Genomic DNA, 17,838 nt, shown 5'->3' on the forward strand with positions numbered 1-17,838 from the left:
TGCTTCCTCATATTTCATCGAGAAACAGGTCCAGCACCTGTTTCAGCCGCTCATGGCGGGCTCTGGCCATCTGCCTGCCGGTCTCTGTGCGAAAACCATCTGCCAGCTTGAACAGCTTGGTCTCGAAATGGTCGATGGCAAAAGCGCGGTCATCAAGCGGCCGTTCCTTCGCCAAGGGGTCGACCGGATCGTAAAGTGCGGAGCCCATGCGTCCGGCAATATAAAAGCAGCGCGCCGCGCCCACCATACCGATGGCGTCCAGCCTGTCGGCATCCTGAAGGATTTTCGCTTCCAGTGTCTGCGGCTCGATATTGGCGGAAAAGCTGTGGGTGATGATCGCATGCGTGGCGGCGTCGATATCCTGCTTCTTCCAGCCGAGGCCGGCCAGAATGCCTGAAGCCTTTTCTGCCGCCAGCCGTGATGCCTGTGCCCGCAAGGGCGAGTTTTTCTCCACGGCCACACAATCATGCAGCAGCACGCTGGCCGCCAGCACGGTGCCATCGCCGCCTTCACCCGCATGGATGCGCATGGCATTGCGGAAGACGCGGTGAATATGGGCCAGATCATGCGAGCCGTCGCCCGCATCGGCGGCGTGCGGGATCAAATCCTGCGCAAGCGCCGCATGGGGCGCGAAAGCCTCCGCCGCGATCATGCCTGCGGCTTCCGGGTGAGGATTTTCTGGTAGAACAGGCCGATGCCGATGAGCACCGCGCCGAGCCCGATGAAGGACAGCGCCCGGAGCACGCCTTCGAGGTTGCTCATGTCGATCAGGAAGGCTTTGGCAACCGAGATCAGCACGAAGGCGGCCGATGCCAGACGCAGGCTGCGGGCATTAAAGCGCGAGCCAAGCACGAGCAGCAGGACGCCGATCAGCAGCCAGACCACCGAGTAGCTGTAGGTCTCGCCCTGCATAAAGCCCTTCCAGTCAGCAATGTTCTCGCCCTGCCAGAAACGGCGCACCGAAAGCGTGGCCCAGGCAAAACCGAGCGCTGCTCCCGCCACCGCCAGCATGCTGACATAGGGCGGCGGACGTTTTCCGCGCGCGTAATAGGCGAGGCCGCCATAAGCGAATGCCGGCAAAAGGTAACCGATCAGCAGCAGGTTGAGGACCGGTATGCGGCCGGTATTCTCGCCGGTGAAATAGGGGTTGAGCGTGAAGAAATGCATCGTCAGCACGTTGATGACGGCGATGACGCCGGCGATCATCGAGCCGTAACGGAAGACGGGGCTGGGGCTTTTCAAATCCAGCGTCATCAGGACACCGGAGAAGCCGATGGTCAGCAGCGTGTAGATCGACTGCTCGCCGAGCGTCGGCACATTGCTGTCGAGCGTACCGCCATTCATTGCGTGGCGAACGAGGATGGCCACGGCCAGAAGTCCCATGACGCTGGCGATGGCCTGCAGGAAGTTCTTGATCCGCATGCCCGGCCAGTCGCGCAACAGCCACGCGGAGATGATGGCCAGCAAGGCAGGGATGCCATAGCCCGGCAGCAGCGCGTTGAAGACCGGCGTCGTGCCGAGATTTTGCGGCCCGACGATTGTCGGCTCCCAGGCGATCCGGCCAAGAACGGCAACACTTGCGACAGCCATGACCCAGGGCAGTATATCCCAGTTGCGGTAGCGGCTCGCCAGCACGTAAAGGAAGCCGATGACGGACAGCAGCACTGTCGTCGCGAGCCCTTCCGTCAGCGTGTGCAGGCAGAGCGCGAAGGCGGCGAAGGAGCCGAGCACAAGGATGTTCAGCGGCTTGCGATAGGCCTCACTGTTGCGCCGGTGCAGCCATTCAGCACCGGCAAGCAGCACGAAGCCAAGACCGAGACCATAGGCCGCGTGCAGCCAGTCGCGGCCGAGATTGCCATATTCGACGAAGCTCGCCGTCGCGAGCCAGACAGGGAACAGGGCGGCAATGCCAGCCCAGAGCTGGGCGAAATCCGCATCTTCTGCGCCCTTGCGTTTCAGGAAGGAAAAGGCGCACAGCACGAAGATAGCCCCAAGGCCGAGCGCCATGGCAATTTCCGCAGCGTAGCCTGTGCCCACGGGCGGAAGCGTCACGCCGGTATCATTCACGAGACCAATAAAATCGATGCCACGCCGCGACATGAGCGACACCGCAGACTGCGCGCCGAGCGCGGCGATGATCGCCGGCCAGACGGCATAGTGACGGGCAGCGCCGAGTGCTGCAAGAGCTGCAATAAGCGCTGAAACGATGAGCGCCGGGTGAGTATCGACGCTGCCTTCGGCAAAGAGGAAGCCGATGGCCGGCAGGATCACCGCCATCGATACGGTGAGGTTGAGGGCGAGCGACGGGCGCAGCAAAAGCCGCATGATGCGAATCGCGCGCCGCTCGGGAGCTGCCGTTTCGGCAGCGTCCGGAGGCGTGGTGTCGTACTGTTTTCCGGGCCAAAGGAAGATCGTGCCAGCGAGCATAATGAGCAGGGCAAGAGTCGGCGGTTCGGCACTGATTGCATCCGAAAAGCCGATATATCCGAGAGCCCATAGGCCAAGTCCGGCATTGGCAAGCGACGGGACCACCGTCCAGCCCTGCCGGCGCGCCGCTGCCGCGGTTGCGAGCCAAGAGACGGTGAGGAAGACGAAGAGCGCCCAGATATTCGGCGTTTCGGTGGAAATCAGCGCCGGCGTCAGCATCGAACCGAGAAGTCCGAGACCGGCGAGCGCCTGTCCGTGCAACAACGACAGGCCGATGGTGGCGAAGGCGACGAGGCCAAGCAGGATAAAGGCGGTGCCGGGGCCGATATAGTCGTAGATGCCATAAGCCGCATAAACCACACCGAACAGCGTCAATGCACCGGCCGCGGTGAGCACACCCGGTATCATGGCATTGGAGTAGGTGGTGGCGATGCCTGGCACCGCCTTGCGGCGGATCGCTTCACCGGCAAGCCCGAGAAAGAGGCCGAAAATGGCGGCGAGCGACAGCCTGACCGCCGGGCTGAGCAGGCCTGATTCGATCGAATATTTGACGAGGAAAATGCCGCCGAGCGCCAGCGCCAGCCCGCCCGCCCAAACCGCCCAGCGCGCGCCGAGCAGGCTTTCGAAGCTTTCTTTCGCTGCCGGGGCAGACGCGTTATCAGAAGCCGCCACGGATACGGCATCGGCGAGTGGCGCAGCGGGAGCGTCTTTGCGCGCCACGTCTTGATCCGCCGCAGCGGTGCTGGCTTCTGAACGCTCGAAGGCGTCTTCATCCCGGATGCCCGCTGGTTCCAGCGCCGTCTGGCCTTCCGTCTCTGCTGCGAAATCAGTCTTTTCGGCGGTTTCCGCGTTTTCTGCCAGTGCCGCAGCAGGAGCGGCCACGCCCGCCGCCATCAGCCGCTTGAGGCTGTGAACCTCCCGTTCGAGCGACTTGATGCGGCTTGAATTGCGGATGCTTGCGACGAGCGTGTAGATGAAGGCCGCGACAAGGGCGAGGATAAACAGCGGGATTTCCAAACGGACTCTCCAATTATGAAGCTGTTTTTAAAGCCCTTTTGGTGAATTTATGCAAGGCCCGGTTGATGAGGTTGTGGGTAACGGGGGAGCGAGCGCTCGCATCCGCTTCTTCTCCCCGAGGGGAGAAGTCTGCGGCAGTGGGATGAGGGGGCGAGGGTAGAAATAAACTGAGAGCTTGCCCCCTCAACCGACCCTTCAGACCACTTTCTCCCCTCGGCGAGAAGAAATGGGCGGCATCCGCTCGCCTCATGCGCATCCCCCGAAAATCAGGGAACATACGCCAGCCAGCGCCGCGCCACTTCGATATCCGTGAGCCCGAGTTCGTGCCCATCTTCCAGCGTTTCCACCTCAACCCTTGCGCCGTTTGCCGCAAGCCTGTCCCGCAACACGCTCGCCCCGTCGCGGTATTTGTCGCGTTCTCCCGCAACAAGCAGGAAGCTGCGGCCGGAAAGATCACTTTCCGGCCATGTTTCGAGAACAGGCATTGGGCGGTACAGCAGGGCGTCCCCGGCAAGCTCCGGATAAAGCGCGGCAAAGGCCGCATAGAAGTTTGCCCCATTGGAATGGCCGATAAACCGCAGTTTCGAACGATCGAGCCCATAGGAGCGGATTGCCCCTTCCACGAATGCGGCGAAGGCTTCCGCTTCCGAGACGATATCCTTCTGGTCGAAGCTGAAATCGGGATAACGCCGGAACCACCGGGCAATCCCTTCTTCCGTACTGCGGCCGCGGACGCCGAGAAGCGTCGCGCCCGGTGCTGCCCGGTGCGCCAGCGGCATCAGGCTTGTTTCACTTCCGCCGGAACCGTGCAGCAGAATCATGGTGCTGCCATCAGGCTCTTCGGGCGTGTAGAAACGGTGTACGAAGGGCAGGTCGCGATAGACGATGCGCTCTTCGCCAGGCATCGCAAATTGCGGCAGGGCGACACGCACATCCGCCTCATCCTTCATGAAGAGCGGCGGGATGAACAGTTTTTCGCCGAGCGATTCCAGCGGTTCGTCCACCGTCATACCCGGCCCGTCGGTCGCCATTTCGATCAATACCCCGCCCGGTTCGCGGACGTAGAGCGAATGGAAATATTTACGGTCATGGGCGTTGGTGGTGCTGGAATTCAGTGATTTCAGCCCGGTTAGAACCGAGTTCAGCTCATCCATGTCTTTTGCGCGGAAGGCTATGTGATCAACCGTGCCGGTGCCCGGCGCGCTGGACCAGAAGCCTGTGGCGTCGCGCACATCGATAATGTCGCCGCTATCGGAAACGAGCCGGCGAATTGCGCCCGTCTGGCTTACCTGCCTATATCCGAAGTGCTTTTCGAGAAAAGCCACGGTTTCTTCCGGCACTTCGCTCAGCACGGTTGCACCGTAGATGCGGCGAATGGCGTCCTCTTCGGAAATGTCTTTCGTCACGTGCGGCGTGGCGTCGTCAAAGGCCTGAGTGCCGACCAGCTTGACGATCAGCCCGTCAGGGTCTTTCAGCCGAATGACGGGCTCGCCGAATTCGTCGTAGGGACCTTCCGCCCGGATGCCGAATTTCAGCGCCCGCGTCAGCCAGAAGCCGATGGCGGCAGGATCGATCGCCACGGAAATTTCCAGTGTCTGGCCATAACCCACACGGCCTTGGCCACCATCCTCCCACACCAGAAAAGTCAGCAGGGAACCGGGCGAGGCGATGTCATCGCCATAGAGCAGATGAAGCTGCATGGCGTCTTCGAAGCCCGCCGTGCGTTTGGCCAGCCGCAAGCCCAGAAAGCCGGCGTAAAAATCCACATTCGCCTGCACCTTTCGGGTGATCATCGTGATGTGGTGTATGCCCAGTGCAGAATTCATCTTGCCCCCGCTGTAGCCGCCTGCTGTTCGTGGCCTATTTGTCTCACGCTGCCCCTGATCCGCAACCCCGGCAAATGAGAACGCTGTGTTCTCTGCGTGAACGATACTGCTCTCGCTTCGTTGCATGCGCGATGGGCAGAATGCCGGCTTTTTGCCTGGCTCGCGAGAATTTGTGCATATAAAATAAGCATACAAAATAACGGCTATTTTGTATGCAATTTTGTCTTGCCTTGGAGGTCGGAATTGGGTCTTATGCAACCAATCCAACAAAACCATCAGGGGGAACAGATGATTTTAACGCGCAGGTTGTTGACCAGAGCTCTGGCCATTACCGCCATCGGTGTATCCGCCGGCTTTTCGCTGCCAGCCGGGGAGGCGCGGGCAGAAACGCCGGTGAAATTCACGCTCGACTGGAAGTTCGAAGGTCCGGCCGCCGGTTTCCTGCTGGCGCTCGACAAGGGGTACTTCAAGGCCGAGGGCCTCGACGTCACCATCGACAGCGGCAACGGCTCGGTCGAAGCCATTCCGCGTGTCGCGACCGGCGCCTACCAGATGGGTTTCGGCGACATCAACTCGGTGATGAAGTTCCTCGATGAGGATCCTAGCCAGAAGGTCAAGGCCGTCTATATGGTTTATGAGCGGCCCACTTTTGCCGTTGTTGGCCGCAAGTCGCTTGGCGTCACCGGCGATCCGAAATCGCTGGAAGGCAAGAAGCTCGGCGCGCCGCCGCCGGATGGCGCTTTTGCGCAATGGCCGGCTTTCAAGCAGGTCGCCGGTCTCGATGACGGCAAGATCAAGATCGAATCGATCGGTTTCCCGGTGCGTGAGCCGATGCTCGCCAAGGGTGATGTCGATGCGGTTTTCGGTTTTGCCTTTTCGGTGATCCTCAATCTCAAGAAGCAGGGCATCGGTGACGATGATATCTCGACCATTCTGATGGCCGAGCACGGCTTGAATCTCTATGGCAATGCAGTGCTGGTAAACACTGATTTCGCTGAGAAAAACCCTGAAGCGGTGAAAGGTTTCCTGAAAGCGCTGGCCAAGGGTTTTGCTGATTCCGTCAAGAACCCCGAAGAGGGCGTGGCTGCTGTCCTCAAGCGCAACGAGACACTCGACAGCGCCATTGAGCTTGAACGCCTGAACATGGCCAACAGTATGAACATCAAGACGCCCTATGTGGTGGAAAACGGCATGGGCGGCGTCGAGCCGACCCGGCTTGCCGCCTCGCTGGAGACGCTCAAGGTGTCCATGGGCCTGAAGGGCAACGTTAAGGCGGAGCAGGTCTTCGACGCGACCTACCTGCCGGCCAAGGAAGAACGCATGCTTCCCTGATGGGTAAAATGAGTGGGTGCCGCAGGTTTCTTCTCCCCGCCGGGGAGAAGTCCGCGGTAGCGGGATGAGGAGGTAAAGCTCTCGGTCTACCGCTGACGTTTCCCCCTCATCCGACCCTTCGGGCCACCTTCTCCCCCTCGGGGAGAAGAAACAAGCGGCAACGCCGGGTATAGCCGGCAGCCTAAGGAATTGCGGCGGGAGTAACGAAGGCCATAAGCGCCCGTTCCAGCCTGAAAATGGGGATCGCGATGTCACATCTCGTGGAAATAGATAATGTCGACATGCGCTACGGCGGGTCGGCCGGCACGCTGGCCGTCTCCGGCTTGAACCTGACGGTCGACAAGGGTGAATTCGCGGCCGTGGTCGGCCCGTCTGGCTGCGGTAAGTCGACCCTGATGAAACTGGTGACGGGGCTGCATATTCCGCAGAAGGGCAATGTCATCGTCGCCGGACGGCAGGTCACGGAGCCGGTTTCCATTGTCGGCATGGCGTTTCAGAACCCGACGATGCTGCCCTGGCGCACGACGCTCGAAAATATCCTGCTGCCACTGGAGATCGTCGAAAAACATCGCCGTCGTCTGCGCGCCCACAAGGCGGAATATGTCGCGAAAGCCGAGCGACTTCTGGAAATCGTCGGCCTCAAAGGTTTTGGCTCGAAGTATCCGTGGCAGCTTTCCGGCGGCATGCAGCAGCGCGCCAATCTTTGCCGTGCGCTGATTCACGAACCGGAACTGCTGATGCTGGACGAACCTTTCGGTGCGCTCGATGCCTTCACCCGCGAGGAATTGTGGTGCGTCATACGCGACCTGCACGCCGCGCAGCGCGTCACGATCATCCTGGTGACCCACGATCTGCGCGAGGCGACATTTCTGGCCGACAAGATTTTCGTGATGAGTGCGAGGCCGGGCCGGGTGCTCGCCGAACACCGCGTGCCATTTGCACGCCCGCGCCAGCTCGACATCATGTATGACAAGGGTTTTAACGACATGGTGCAGGAACTGCATGGCGAAATCGCGCAGGCGAGGGTGGCGGCATGAGCGCGATCGTGGAAAGCACCGTGGCGGCCGAACCGCCGAAGCCGCTGATTGCCCGCGTCAACTGGGTGAAAGCCGCTCCCTGGCTTTATACGCTGGCGCTCTTCGTGGTGTGGGAACTGATCGTCCATGCGCTGAAAATGCCGCCCACGATCCTGCCATCCCCGGTAAGGGTGGGCCAGGCCATCATGCAATATTGGTCGCCGATCTGGAAAAACTCGCTGCAGACGCTTTATACGACGACACTGGGCTTTGCCCTTGCCGTGGTCGCCGGTCTTGCTATTGGCCTGTTCATTGGCTGGTCGAAAACCATCTATGCCGGGCTTTATCCGCTGATGATCGGTTTCAACGCCATCCCCAAGGTGGCGCTGGTGCCCATCCTCGTCATCTGGTTCGGCATCGGCACGGTTCCCGCCGTTCTGACCGCCTTTTTGATCTCCTTCTTCCCGATCGTCGTTAATGTGGCGACCGGGCTTGCCACCATTGAGCCGGAAACCGAAGACGTGCTGCGGGCACTCGGTGCCAAGAAGATGGACATCATGTTGAAGGTCGGTATTCCGCGGTCCATGCCCTATTTCTTCGGCTCGCTCAAAATCGCCATCACGCTCGCCTTTGTCGGCTCGGTCGTATCGGAAACCGTCGCCTCCAATTATGGCCTCGGCAACATGATGAGTTCGGCGCAGAGCCAGTTCAATGTGCCGCTGGTCTTTGCCGGCCTGCTGATGCTCGCGGTGGAAGGCATCGCCATGTATGCCATCATGGCCTGGCTCGAAAAGCGCATGACGGGCTGGGCGCATCGCTCCACCATGGGGCAGTGAGTCTTTCTTTTCCCCGCCGGGGAGACGGTGGCCCGAAGGGCCAGATCAAGGGGGCGACGGCACAGATATGCGGAGAGCTTGCCCCCTCAACCCGCTGCCGCGACCTTCTCCCCGGCGGGGAGAAGGCGAAAGACGTGCTTGCTCGGCATTCCTCACGCTCCGGAAAGCCGCGAGCCTTCTATAGCTCAATGCGCCGCCATTTCCTTGACGATATCGGCGCCGTCCATCAGGAACGGATAATAGGTTGGCCAATTGGTCACTTCGTCCAGCAATGCCTTGCGGTCGTTGCCCCAATAGAGATGGTAATGGCCGGCCTTGACCGGGGCGATGGAGTGATCGCTGAACTGGATGAATTGCGGTGCGGCCTCATCGCCGCCGGTTTTCTTGAAGATGTAGCGGACACCACGATTGCCCTTCTTGTAGGTCAGGATTTCGTGACCGTCGCTGACATAGGTGCCTTCAGCGGGTTTGCCATCTTTATAAAACGCCACGCTGTCGCTCTTGATGACGATACGGTTCACGTCAGTCTTGTAGCCGACCTCGTAATAGGCGCGGTATTCGGCGGCCGTCTTGTCGCCATGAGCCGCCTTTTCCGCCATGACGGGATCGAGCGAGCCGTTCAGCAGGTAGGGATAAACGGATTGCCAGTCGCCTTCCCAATCGGAAAGTGTGCGTGGTTTCACCTGGGCATCCTCGAAATAACCCTTGTAGATCTGCTTTTCAGCTTCGGTCATCTGATGGCCGTGATCGTGCCCGTGCTCATGGCTGTGGGCTGCGGATTTGTCGCCACCGGCAGCCATTGCCGTGGTCGCCGCCAACAGCATGGAACCAAGTGCGACAGCGCCGGTGAGGCGGGTGATTGTCTTCTGCATTGTTTCGGGTCTCTCCTAAGACAGGTTACGTAATAACATTACATATGAAGCTATAGAGATCGCATCAGCCGGATGCAAGTGCGGTACAGGGCGAGGCAACGAAAAAGCGCGACGGCTCTTGCAGCCATCGCGCTTGCAGAAAAATGGGGGTGACGTCTCAGGCCGGCTGTGCGCTCACTTCCGCCTTACGCTCGTCGAACGCGAGTTTCATCGCTTTCGTCACATCGCGGGTCGTCGCGAAATAGCTGTCGCTACGCACCCAGTAACGCAACTTGACGGTGGCGCTGTCGGCGCTCACAGAATCGACAAAGGTGACAGGGGCTGGGTCAAGCAGCACCCGGCTTTCCGAACGTACGACATTCATCAGCATGTCCTGCGCGGCGGCGAGATTCTCATCGTTTTTCACCGTCAGGCTCAATTCGTGACGGCGAGAAGGAAAGCGGCTGAAATTGGTGATCGGCACGTTCCATAGCGTCGAGTTGGGCGCCAGACGGTAAAGGCCGTCGCTGGTCTTCAGCTCGGTCGCAAACAGTCCGATCTCGATGATCGTCCCGCTGACGCTGCTGGTTTCGATATATTCCCCGACCCGGAAGGGACGCAGCACCAGCAGCATGATGCCGGCGGCAATGTTCTGCAGCGTTCCCTGAAGTGCGAGGCCAATGGCAAGACCGGCGGCGCCGAGGGCCGCCAGAATGGAGGCCGTCTGCACCCCGAATTGGCCCAGCACCATCACGATGACGAGAATGAGGACGACATAACGAATGGCGCCCGCGAAGAATCCGGCGAGCGTCGCATCGAAGCCGCGAATGCGCGACAGGCCCTGAAAGGCCCAGCGTTGAAGAAAGGCAGCGGCCAGCCAGCCGACGATTAACAGCAGAAGTGCACCGATCACCGAAAAGGAATATTGCACCGCCAGTGCGCTCGCCTGTCTTACGGCCGCTTGCGATGCGACAATGATATCCGTTGCCTGTTGTTCCATGAATCGTCCCGTTATTTTATTTGCGTTCAGGGTTGGTAACGACTGCGTTCCGAAGGGGTTCCGCCAAAAACCGGTTGTCAACTGCGAAGTGGCAGCACGAAAGGCACATTGCCGTCGGTGTCCGCGCCCCTGCCAATCGCCTTGATAGCCGCCTCCAGACGACCCTTCCGGCCGAGCAGCCGGTCGCCGATGGCGATGATGCGGGCATTCGGCGTGGCATAGGGCGAGGCGGCGCGCAGACGCAGCGCAAGTTCAGTCTCATCCTGATCAGGGTAAAGACTGAGCGCGGCGATGACGGCAGCCGCAGGCGAGCGCGAAACGCCCATCCAGCAATGGATAAGCAACGGGGCTGTCTGATCCCATTCATGCGCGAACTCGATGAGCTTCAGCACATGCGCATCGTCAGGGGCGATAAGATTGCCGGTGCCCTTGAAGGAGATGTCGTTCATCGCAAGCGTCAGATGCCGTTCGGCGGCAATGACCGCGGGGCGGTGAAATGTCTGCTCCCTGGCGATCAATGTCACCATTTCCCGGGCCTTGTGCTTCACGGCCATTTCCGCGATCCGTCCGAGCGGTGAAACCACGATGGCCGTCATTTGGCACCCCCAGGGTTCGTCACGCGCATGGCCTCGATGGCCTCAAAACGCTGGATGAACAACTTTTGCGCTTCCGTGGAGGGAAGCGGCGTGATGTCGAACATGTCGCGGGTAATACCGCGTGGCAGGCCGAAAAATTTTTGCGCCTCGGCCGTGGAAAAACCGGCAAGCTCCGTCGCCTCGAAAAAGGCGGCGACCGTGTCGGCCTTCTTGATGCGGTCCTTCAACTCGCGCGATGCATGCGGCGGCAGGCCGAAGCGCAGATGCACGGCGGCCTCAAGCCGCTTTTCTACCGTCTTGTAACCGCCGCCGACCACGGATTTGAACGGAGAGATCATGTCGCCGATCACATATTCCGGCGCATCGTGCAGAAGCGCCATCTGCATTTCATCGGGGGTCGCGGCCGTGCACATGCGGCAGAAGATCGTCTCGACGATGAGGCAGTGCTGAGCGACTGAAAAGGCGTGGTCGCCACGCGTCTGGCCGTTCCAGCGGGCAACGCGGGCAAGCCCATGGGCAATATCGGCGATTTCCACGTCGAGCGGCGAAGGGTCGAGCAGATCGAGCCGCCGTCCGGACAGCATGCGCTGCCAGGCGCGCGGGCCTTTGACGGAGGCCACCTCTATTCCTCCGCCTGTGTCGCCGGATCGGCCGCCGGGAAGGAAAGACCGCTCCAGGCGGGCAGGGCAACGGCGACGGGAACAGTTTCCGCGAGAAGCGGCGTGCCGGACGCGAGCGCCGCGGCAATGCGGTCGATGCGCACGATGGCGAGTGCCTTGTTGCCGCAGACGGTGCCGAGCGTACCGACGGATTTGCCCTGTGCGGTAATGTCCACGCCGCTGCCGGGGAGGGCGTCCTGCGCTGAAACAAGGACAACACGCCGCCTTGCGGTGCCGCGATGTTTCATGCGCGATACAACTTCCTGGCCGACAAAGCAGCCCTTCTTGAATGACACCCCGTCGTTCACATCCATCAGCACGTCATGCGGAAAGGCATCCTGCAGCGCATAGTCGCGGCCAGCTTCGGCAATGCCGTATTCGACACGCAGCACATCATAGACGGCTGCGTCGTCAGCGGCAGTTGCGCCCGGAACGCGGAATAGATCGAGACCCGCCTTGGCGAAACGCCCGTCCCTTAACGCCGGCTGAGGTGCCTGTTCCCCCCAGAAAACGCTCACACCTTCGGCGGCTTCCGCTTTCAGATCGACGGGAGCGCGCAGCTTGTACATCGTCAGGCGGCGCAACAGCGCTTCCTGTTCGGAAGCGGTGATCTCGATGAGATAGTCCGTTCCGTCGCGCGCGATGAGGAAATCGAACAGGATTTTGCCCTGAGGGGTCAAAAGGGCGCAGGCGCGGGCTTCCCCTTCAGGCAGATGCTCCACATCGGTGGTAATGAGATTGTTCAGAAACTCCTCGGCGCCGGTGCCGGAAACCCGGATCAGGCGGCGGTCGGCAAGAAAAGCGGAAGGCATGGCGTCACCGTTCGGTTCGTCGAGACTATGCGTCTGGGCAACAGCACATGTACCGGTGCCGGACGCTCATTCCGCACAGTTAGGATTTTTGCAAAAGAACGGCAAGCGCCGGGATAGGATCAATCGCCGGCGGTGAAGAACTTCCATTTGCCATCAGGCGAGATGCCGATGCGATAGAAGCTGTAATTGCCGTATTCCTGCATATCCGCAAGGTCGCCGGCGGTGATGATGCGCAGCAGTTCCACTTTTTCCGGCGGTGTCAGCGTATTGAGCGGCTTTCCGGCGAAATAGGGGAAAACATAGGCTTCGTCCGGCGTGCCGGCATCAATATGGGCGTAACCGGTCGACAGGAGGTCGATGATGATCGCCAGCACTTCCAGCCCGTCGGTATCTCCTGAATAGCTTTTCAGTGCTGCGATCGGGTCTTCGCCGTCATTGCTGTCGATGCGGAATTCTTTCTGGCCGGCAGCGATGAATGGCCGCAACTTTTCAATATCGCCCGTCGCTGCCGCGTCGATGATCTGTTGGCGCAGCTTGCGTACGGCTTCCGGTGCCTTGGAAATATCGTGCTCGATGACCACTGACATTTCGGGGGTATTGTCCGGCTTGGAGGATTGCTGGTTCGTCTGGGCGGCAGATCGGTCGACCAGAGGGTCGGGCAGGGGAATGCCTTCCGAATCGCCCTCGATTTCGTCCGGCTCGGCGGGCGCGGTCTGCTCAGGCTGTTCGCCCTTCTGAGCCTGTGGCTCGCCTTCGTTGTTCTGGGCCGGCTTCAGCTCGGAAAGCGCAAAGGCTTGGCCCGGCAGGCCAATCGACCCGGCGGTCAGAGCGAGCACGATGGATAGCAGGGCGGAAGAGCGCAAAAGCCCCTTGCTCAGGCAAGACATGATAGACCCCGGCTTTACTGTATCACCCGCTGCGGAGAAAATTCGCCTTGAAGCATGCGCTGACGCAGCGATTCCAGCATTGCTTCCGCGCCAGCCTCGCCGTGGATCCGGATGGTTTCGCGCATGGCCAGAGCGATTGCAGCATCGGCGATGATCTCCGGCTCGATGCCGTCGGCCATGCCGTCAGCCCATGCCTCGTTCTGGTGTTCCAGAGCGACCTGCATCTTTTCATGCACGATCATATCGTCGATTTCGTTACGGCTTGTCTGCATTTTTCATCCTCGACAGGGCGGGCAAGTCCTTACCACCCTGTTAACAACACTAGCAGCCTTTTATCAAAACGGCACGGGCTGCGGCGAAAAGAGGTTAATAATCCTCTAATTTCCGAACCTGGACGCGATTTCCTGAGCGAGTGTTGCCCCTTCGTTACGGTAGTTCTCTTCTGCCATGATGGCGGCACGTGTGCAACTGGTGTGGATGGCCGCAAAGGAGCGGTATCCACGGTTGAATGCAGCCGTCATGCGCTGACGTCGTTCAGGTTCGTTGGCCGTGTCCGCAGCCAGAAGGTCGCCCATCGATTTGCGCCAGTCCTCCGGTCCGGAAGAAGGGCACAGCGTTCTCAGATATTGCACCGCACCCAATATTTCCGACAGCCGTGCCAGCTTGTCGTCATAGGGCGCGGGTTTGGGAGGCGCCGTTTCCGCAGGACGTGCCTCGGATGCTGCCTTGGAAGGCTGCGCGTAAACGGCGCCGTTTTGCCCGGTCGGCAGCATGGTCAGGAAAAGAGACAGGAAAATGGTTGGTCGTATCAAAATTTTATTCTGCCCCACACATACTCGTGAACATCCGGCGGGCGGACGGGTCTAGATAATCGCGATTCTGCCCTGCTGGCAATCATGCTAGCAGCCGCTCGGCGCATTCCACCACGCTTTCTGGGGCCGGCAGTCGGCGGATTTCCGCAAGCGTGTACCAGCCTGCGTCCGCTGCGTCATCACCGACGGTCACAAGCGGATCGGCCTCCGTTTCCACGGTGAAGACGGAGAGCAAAAAATGGCTCGTCAGGGTCCCGTTTGCATCGTGCGAGGGAAGATCGTAGGTCGCGAAAAGTTGCGGATCGCGTGCGACAATGCCGGTTTCCTCGTGCAGTTCACGTAGCGCCGTCTCGGCCGGCGTTTCGCCTTCCTCGGCCCGGCCGCCGGGAAAGGCGAACATGTCCTTCGAGGGCGGGTTGATGCGGCGCACGAGCAAAAGCCGGTCGCCATTTCTGACGATGGCGGAGGAGGCGAGGCGGGGCTTGATACGTACGGTCATGTAAGGTTTCGCGTGTCTCGGTCGGACGGTCTGGAAAAATCGATTCCGGTTTCTGCGCCGATGTTATAGTCCAGAATCGGTTCGATTGTGCAGGCAGAAGACGGTGGAATGAAGATCTATCTTATCTATGCGTTGGCGGCTCTTGCCGAAATTGCCGGCTGTTTTTCCTTCTGGGCCTGGCTGAAACTTGGCAGAACGGCGTGGATATTGTTGCCGGGCATGTTGTCGCTGGCCGCCTTTGCCTGGCTCCTGACGCTGGTGCCAGCGGAGGCCGCAGGCAGGGCGTATGCCGCTTATGGCGGCATCTATATCGCCGCTTCGCTTTTGTGGCTCTGGGGCGTCGAGGGCCACGCGCCGGACAAATGGGATATCGCCGGCGGCGCCGTTTGTCTCGCAGGGGCCACCATCATCCTGTTCGGGCCGCGGGGTTGAGGAGAAACATATGTGCGGACGTTTCGTCCTGAAAGCGACGCCGGAAGAGATTGCCGATTATCTTGACCTGATCGGGCTAGAGGATTTCCCCGCCCGCTTCAATATCGCGCCCACGCAGCCGATACTGATTGTCATGGAGGGTGAACGGCAGGAGCGCGGCAGTAACCTGCCCAATCGCCGGGCAGTGCTGGTTCGGTGGGGTTTCCTGCCCGGATGGGTCAAGGACCCGAAGGATTTTCCGCTGCTCATCAACGCGCGTTCGGAAACGGCAATCGGCAAGGCTTCCTTCCGCGCCGCCATGCGCCATCGCCGTGTGCTCGTGCCTGCGACCGGCTTTTATGAATGGCGACGTCCGCCGAAGGAAGAGGGCGGCAAACCGCAGCCCTATTTCATTCGCCCGAAGAAAGGCGGCATCGTCGCCTTCGCCGGTCTCATGGAGACATGGTCTTCGGCCGATGGTTCGGAGGTCGATACCGGCGTTATCCTCACCACGGCCGCCAATGCCGCCATCGGGCGCATTCACGACCGCATGCCCGTTGTCATCGCGCCTGAGGATTTCAGCCGTTGGCTCGACTGCAAGACCCAGGAACCACGCGAGGTCGCCGATCTGATGCGGCCGGTTCAGGATGATTTCTTTGAGATGATTCCCGTCTCGGACAAGGTCAACAAGGTCGCCAATGTCGGCGCCGATCTCATCGAGCCAGTGCCGGAAAGCGTGCCGCTGGCAAAGATCAAACCGGCGAAGGACGAGGGGCAGATGTCGCTGTTTTGACGTCTTTGCGCAGCGTGTGAGGCTGGTTATCTAAGCTCTGACATTGCCGCCAATTCTTCTCCCCGAGGGGGAGAAGGTGGCGCAAGGGTCGGATGAGGGGGCTACGGCAGAGATATACGGTGGGCTTGCCCCCTCATCCCGCTGCCACGGGCTTCTCCCCGGCGGGGAGAAGAAACAAGCCTCATCCGCTGGCTCCCCATGCCTCAGTTCCGGAAGAAACTCAGCCGTTCCGCCCGATCTTCTGCAAACCTTCCTGGATCATGATATCGGAATAGACGCGGTTGCGGCCGTTCGCCTTGGCGAGATAGAGCAGCTGATCGGCGGCATTCAACTGGTTGTCGAAGGGCTCGCCCTTCTCGATCTCTACGACGCCGAGCGAAATCGTCAGTGCGAGGCTGCTGCCGCTCAATTGTCGGCCGCTTTTTTCCACATGGGCGCGCAATTCTTCGCAGAACGCATAGGCGGCGTGGGCATCCAGGCCACGCAGGAAGACCGCGAATTCCTCGCCGCCCAGACGGGCGGGGATATGGCGGTGCGCGTCGCACTTGTCATGCAGAAGCTCCGCCAACTTTTTTAGAGCCCGGTCGCCCGCATCGTGCCCCAGCGTGTCGTTGATCTTCTTGAAGTGATCGATGTCGAGGATGGCGACGGCGCCATTTTCGTCATTGTCATTGATAACGTCCATGAGCGCACGGGTGCGCTCGAAAAAGGAGCGGCGGTTTGGCAAGCCTGTCAGATGATCGCGCTCGGCCAGTTCGCGCAGGCGCTTGAGCTGTTTCAGCGTTTCTATGTTGTTGTCGATACGGCACTGCAACTCTTCCGGCACGAAGGGGCGATAGACGAAATCCGACGCGCCCGCTTTCAGGAAGCTTGCAGAAAGCAGCCGGTCCGTGGAGGATGATATGCCGATCACGCGCAGATCCTCCGAGGAGCGGCTGTCGCGAATGCGGCGCGTAAGTTCGTAGCCGTCCATATCGGGCATGTGATAATCGGTGATGACGAGCTGGATGGACGGGTCCTGCGCCAGGATTTCCAGCGCGCGATTGCCCGAATGCGCCTCGCTGACCTTGAAGTTCTGCCGTTCCAGAATTTCCACGAGGCCGGAGCGCGCGGTCCGCGCATCATCGACCACCAGAACGGAAAACTGCCTGTTGGTCAGAATCCTGTCGACGGTTTTGACCACCGCGTCGACGGTGCGGTGACCGTCCTTGACGATATAGTCGATGATCTTCTTCTCGGCATAACGCTTGCGCGCCTCCTCATCCACTGTGGCGGTGAAGACGATGGCGGGCACTTTGCGTTCGGAGAGCAGCGCCAGAATTTCACCCTTCGGAGCGTCGGGAAGATTGAGACCCGTCAGCGCCAGCGTGAAATCATGGGCGCGCAGCAGGGTATCGGCCGCGGCCATGCTGTCGCAATGGATCACCTCGGCCTGCGTCTCTTCCGAAAGGCGCGTCTTCAGCAGCATGGACAGAGCAACGGAATCTTCAATCAGAAGGATTTTATCCTGCATGCCGCCCAAGCCCCCCATGGCCGTTTTCATGATGTCTCCACGAAACTTCATTCTTTCGCCACCGCACGTCACGGTATTGGAAATCTTGGTAACCGCAGAGGAATGAATCTCTAAAGTAGAAAATCTGTAATTTCTCAGTAATTGATGCGAGACTGTCCGTACAGTCGTCTCGTGGAAGTCGAATACTTTAGCATGGTTTTGTTGCAGTCACGTTACACTATAACGGATTGGCTCCATGGTCCTGGCCGGAATGGCGCATGACGGTAGCAAAAGAAAACGGCGCCATTCATAGCGCCGTGTTGTGCTCGGTTACCCCGGATTGACCATCTTCGGTCAGCTGACCTATCACGCGCCGACCTGTCCGATTTAAGAAAAATCGTTTATTTTCAAGCGGTTTTGGCTGCGGGCTTGCGCTTCAACATCAGCGCTGCGGCCGCGACAGCCTTCAGCCCGAGCGGGCGGTAGTGGCTTTTGAGGTCCGGCTTTGCCTGCGGCTGTGCCTTCGTCTCGTTCGTCATTTTCTCTCTCCACAATTCACGCCAAACGCCGTT

General features: G+C 60.0%; 19 protein-coding genes. 5 read left to right on the forward strand and 14 right to left on the reverse strand.

All coding sequences use genetic code 11. The features are described from left to right. Nucleotides 1-7: 7 nt before the first annotated feature. The 3 genes from BTN45_RS03600 to BTN45_RS03610 all read right to left on the reverse strand — a co-directional run bounded on the left by BTN45_RS03600 (nt 8) and on the right by BTN45_RS03610 (nt 5,270). Entirely contained in the window at nt 8-652 is a 645-nt protein-coding gene (locus tag BTN45_RS03600; protein WP_022555905.1) for an HD domain-containing protein, read from the reverse strand. Beyond that, on the reverse strand, nt 649-3,444 hold the full coding sequence (locus BTN45_RS03605) for a DUF2339 domain-containing protein (RefSeq protein WP_207588977.1): 2,796 nt from the start codon (nt 3,442-3,444) through the stop codon (nt 649-651). Before BTN45_RS03605 ends, BTN45_RS03600 begins: the two co-directional genes overlap by 4 nt. Before the next feature lie 266 nt (nt 3,445-3,710). Continuing rightward, nucleotides 3,711-5,270: a VOC family protein gene (locus tag BTN45_RS03610; RefSeq protein ID WP_207588978.1), complete on the reverse strand. Its 1,560-nt coding sequence runs from the start codon at nt 5,268-5,270 to the stop codon at nt 3,711-3,713. Between the two features lie 288 nt (nt 5,271-5,558). On the opposite strand from BTN45_RS03610, the gene BTN45_RS03615 reads away from it, so the two are divergent. From BTN45_RS03615 to BTN45_RS03625, 3 genes are all read left to right on the forward strand, one after another. After that, nucleotides 5,559-6,602 carry an ABC transporter substrate-binding protein gene (locus BTN45_RS03615; RefSeq protein WP_207588979.1) on the forward strand — a complete coding sequence of 348 codons (1,044 nt, stop codon included), beginning with the start codon at nt 5,559-5,561 and terminating at the stop codon, nt 6,600-6,602. A 248-nt stretch (nt 6,603-6,850) separates the two neighbouring features. Next, the gene (locus tag BTN45_RS03620; RefSeq protein ID WP_004440947.1) at nt 6,851-7,639 is read left to right on the forward strand and encodes an ABC transporter ATP-binding protein; all 789 of its coding nucleotides are present in this window, start codon (nt 6,851-6,853) and stop codon (nt 7,637-7,639) included. Continuing rightward, complete coding sequence (locus tag BTN45_RS03625; protein ID WP_207588980.1) at nt 7,636-8,454, forward strand: ABC transporter permease; 819 nt, start codon at nt 7,636-7,638, stop codon at nt 8,452-8,454. Before BTN45_RS03620 ends, BTN45_RS03625 begins: the two co-directional genes overlap by 4 nt. Nucleotides 8,455-8,639: 185 nt before the next feature. Here BTN45_RS03625 and BTN45_RS03630 read toward each other — a convergent pair whose 3' ends face one another. From BTN45_RS03630 to BTN45_RS03670, 9 genes are all read right to left on the reverse strand, one after another. Beyond that, complete coding sequence (locus tag BTN45_RS03630; RefSeq protein ID WP_004440952.1) at nt 8,640-9,326, reverse strand: metal-binding protein ZinT; 687 nt, start codon at nt 9,324-9,326, stop codon at nt 8,640-8,642. A gap of 157 nt (nt 9,327-9,483) precedes the next feature. Next, entirely contained in the window at nt 9,484-10,305 is an 822-nt protein-coding gene (locus BTN45_RS03635; RefSeq protein WP_004440955.1) for a mechanosensitive ion channel family protein, read from the reverse strand. 77 nt (nt 10,306-10,382) lie between these two features. Beyond that, on the reverse strand, nt 10,383-10,901 hold the full coding sequence (locus BTN45_RS03640; protein ID WP_004440958.1) for a tyrosine phosphatase family protein: 519 nt from the start codon (nt 10,899-10,901) through the stop codon (nt 10,383-10,385). After that, nucleotides 10,898-11,521 carry an HD family hydrolase gene (locus BTN45_RS03645; RefSeq protein ID WP_162749744.1) on the reverse strand — a complete coding sequence of 208 codons (624 nt, stop codon included), beginning with the start codon at nt 11,519-11,521 and terminating at the stop codon, nt 10,898-10,900. Before BTN45_RS03645 ends, BTN45_RS03640 begins: the two co-directional genes overlap by 4 nt. Nucleotides 11,522-11,523: 2 nt before the next feature. Next, entirely contained in the window at nt 11,524-12,372 is an 849-nt protein-coding gene (locus BTN45_RS03650; RefSeq protein WP_207588982.1) for a folate-binding protein YgfZ, read from the reverse strand. 119 nt (nt 12,373-12,491) lie between these two features. Continuing rightward, nucleotides 12,492-13,259, reverse strand: coding sequence for a hypothetical protein (locus tag BTN45_RS03655; protein ID WP_207588984.1), 768 nt, complete (start codon nt 13,257-13,259; stop codon nt 12,492-12,494). Between the two features lie 14 nt (nt 13,260-13,273). Next, a complete protein-coding gene (locus BTN45_RS03660) occupies nt 13,274-13,531 on the reverse strand; it encodes a hypothetical protein (protein ID WP_003501987.1) in 258 nt (85 codons plus the stop codon). Between the two features lie 105 nt (nt 13,532-13,636). Then, complete coding sequence (locus BTN45_RS03665; RefSeq protein ID WP_037088929.1) at nt 13,637-14,071, reverse strand: TIGR02301 family protein; 435 nt, start codon at nt 14,069-14,071, stop codon at nt 13,637-13,639. Nucleotides 14,072-14,153: 82 nt separating this feature from the next. Beyond that, on the reverse strand, nt 14,154-14,570 hold the full coding sequence (locus BTN45_RS03670) for an NUDIX hydrolase (RefSeq protein WP_207588986.1): 417 nt from the start codon (nt 14,568-14,570) through the stop codon (nt 14,154-14,156). Between the two features lie 108 nt (nt 14,571-14,678). Here BTN45_RS03670 and BTN45_RS03675 point away from each other — a divergent pair, with 108 nt between their 5' ends. Further along, nucleotides 14,679-15,002 (forward strand): YnfA family protein, encoded by a 324-nt coding sequence (locus tag BTN45_RS03675; RefSeq protein ID WP_006699408.1) that lies wholly within the window; start codon nt 14,679-14,681, stop codon nt 15,000-15,002. Between the two features lie 10 nt (nt 15,003-15,012). Beyond that, the gene (locus tag BTN45_RS03680) at nt 15,013-15,774 is read left to right on the forward strand and encodes an SOS response-associated peptidase (protein ID WP_045534179.1); all 762 of its coding nucleotides are present in this window, start codon (nt 15,013-15,015) and stop codon (nt 15,772-15,774) included. Between the two features lie 220 nt (nt 15,775-15,994). Here the strand turns inward: BTN45_RS03680 and BTN45_RS03685 are convergent, their stop codons facing one another. Both BTN45_RS03685 and BTN45_RS26615 read right to left on the reverse strand, forming a co-directional pair. Further along, complete coding sequence (locus BTN45_RS03685; protein WP_034496256.1) at nt 15,995-17,287, reverse strand: PleD family two-component system response regulator; 1,293 nt, start codon at nt 17,285-17,287, stop codon at nt 15,995-15,997. Nucleotides 17,288-17,673: 386 nt separating this feature from the next. Further along, entirely contained in the window at nt 17,674-17,805 is a 132-nt protein-coding gene (locus BTN45_RS26615; protein WP_004440985.1) for a hypothetical protein, read from the reverse strand. Nucleotides 17,806-17,838 lie beyond the last annotated feature (33 nt).

It is taken from the genome of Rhizobium sp. ZX09, assembly GCF_017357485.1.
In the GTDB taxonomy this organism is placed as follows: domain Bacteria; phylum Pseudomonadota; class Alphaproteobacteria; order Rhizobiales; family Rhizobiaceae; genus Agrobacterium; species Agrobacterium pusense.

Bases quoted from the DNA above. Each gene is read 5' to 3' on its own strand.
- BTN45_RS03640 (WP_004440958.1), bottom strand. From the start codon at position 10,901: ATGACGGCCATCGTGGTTTCACCGCTCGGACGGATCGCGGAAATGGCC.
- BTN45_RS03650 (WP_207588982.1), bottom strand. From the start codon at position 12,372: ATGCCTTCCGCTTTTCTTGCCGACCGCCGCCTGATCCGGGTTTCCGGC.
- BTN45_RS03620 (WP_004440947.1), top strand. From the start codon at position 6,851: ATGTCACATCTCGTGGAAATAGATAATGTCGACATGCGCTACGGCGGG.
- BTN45_RS03625 (WP_207588980.1), top strand. From the start codon at position 7,636: ATGAGCGCGATCGTGGAAAGCACCGTGGCGGCCGAACCGCCGAAGCCG.
- BTN45_RS03655 (WP_207588984.1), bottom strand. From the start codon at position 13,259: ATGTCTTGCCTGAGCAAGGGGCTTTTGCGCTCTTCCGCCCTGCTATCC.
- BTN45_RS03610 (WP_207588978.1), bottom strand. From the start codon at position 5,270: ATGAATTCTGCACTGGGCATACACCACATCACGATGATCACCCGAAAG.
- BTN45_RS26615 (WP_004440985.1), bottom strand. From the start codon at position 17,805: ATGACGAACGAGACGAAGGCACAGCCGCAGGCAAAGCCGGACCTCAAA.
- BTN45_RS03685 (WP_034496256.1), bottom strand. From the start codon at position 17,287: ATGCAGGATAAAATCCTTCTGATTGAAGATTCCGTTGCTCTGTCCATG.
- BTN45_RS03615 (WP_207588979.1), top strand. From the start codon at position 5,559: ATGATTTTAACGCGCAGGTTGTTGACCAGAGCTCTGGCCATTACCGCC.
- BTN45_RS03630 (WP_004440952.1), bottom strand. From the start codon at position 9,326: ATGCAGAAGACAATCACCCGCCTCACCGGCGCTGTCGCACTTGGTTCC.
- BTN45_RS03675 (WP_006699408.1), top strand. From the start codon at position 14,679: ATGAAGATCTATCTTATCTATGCGTTGGCGGCTCTTGCCGAAATTGCC.
- BTN45_RS03635 (WP_004440955.1), bottom strand. From the start codon at position 10,305: ATGGAACAACAGGCAACGGATATCATTGTCGCATCGCAAGCGGCCGTA.
- BTN45_RS03670 (WP_207588986.1), bottom strand. From the start codon at position 14,570: ATGACCGTACGTATCAAGCCCCGCCTCGCCTCCTCCGCCATCGTCAGA.
- BTN45_RS03600 (WP_022555905.1), bottom strand. From the start codon at position 652: ATGATCGCGGCGGAGGCTTTCGCGCCCCATGCGGCGCTTGCGCAGGAT.
- BTN45_RS03660 (WP_003501987.1), bottom strand. From the start codon at position 13,531: ATGCAGACAAGCCGTAACGAAATCGACGATATGATCGTGCATGAAAAG.
- BTN45_RS03680 (WP_045534179.1), top strand. From the start codon at position 15,013: ATGTGCGGACGTTTCGTCCTGAAAGCGACGCCGGAAGAGATTGCCGAT.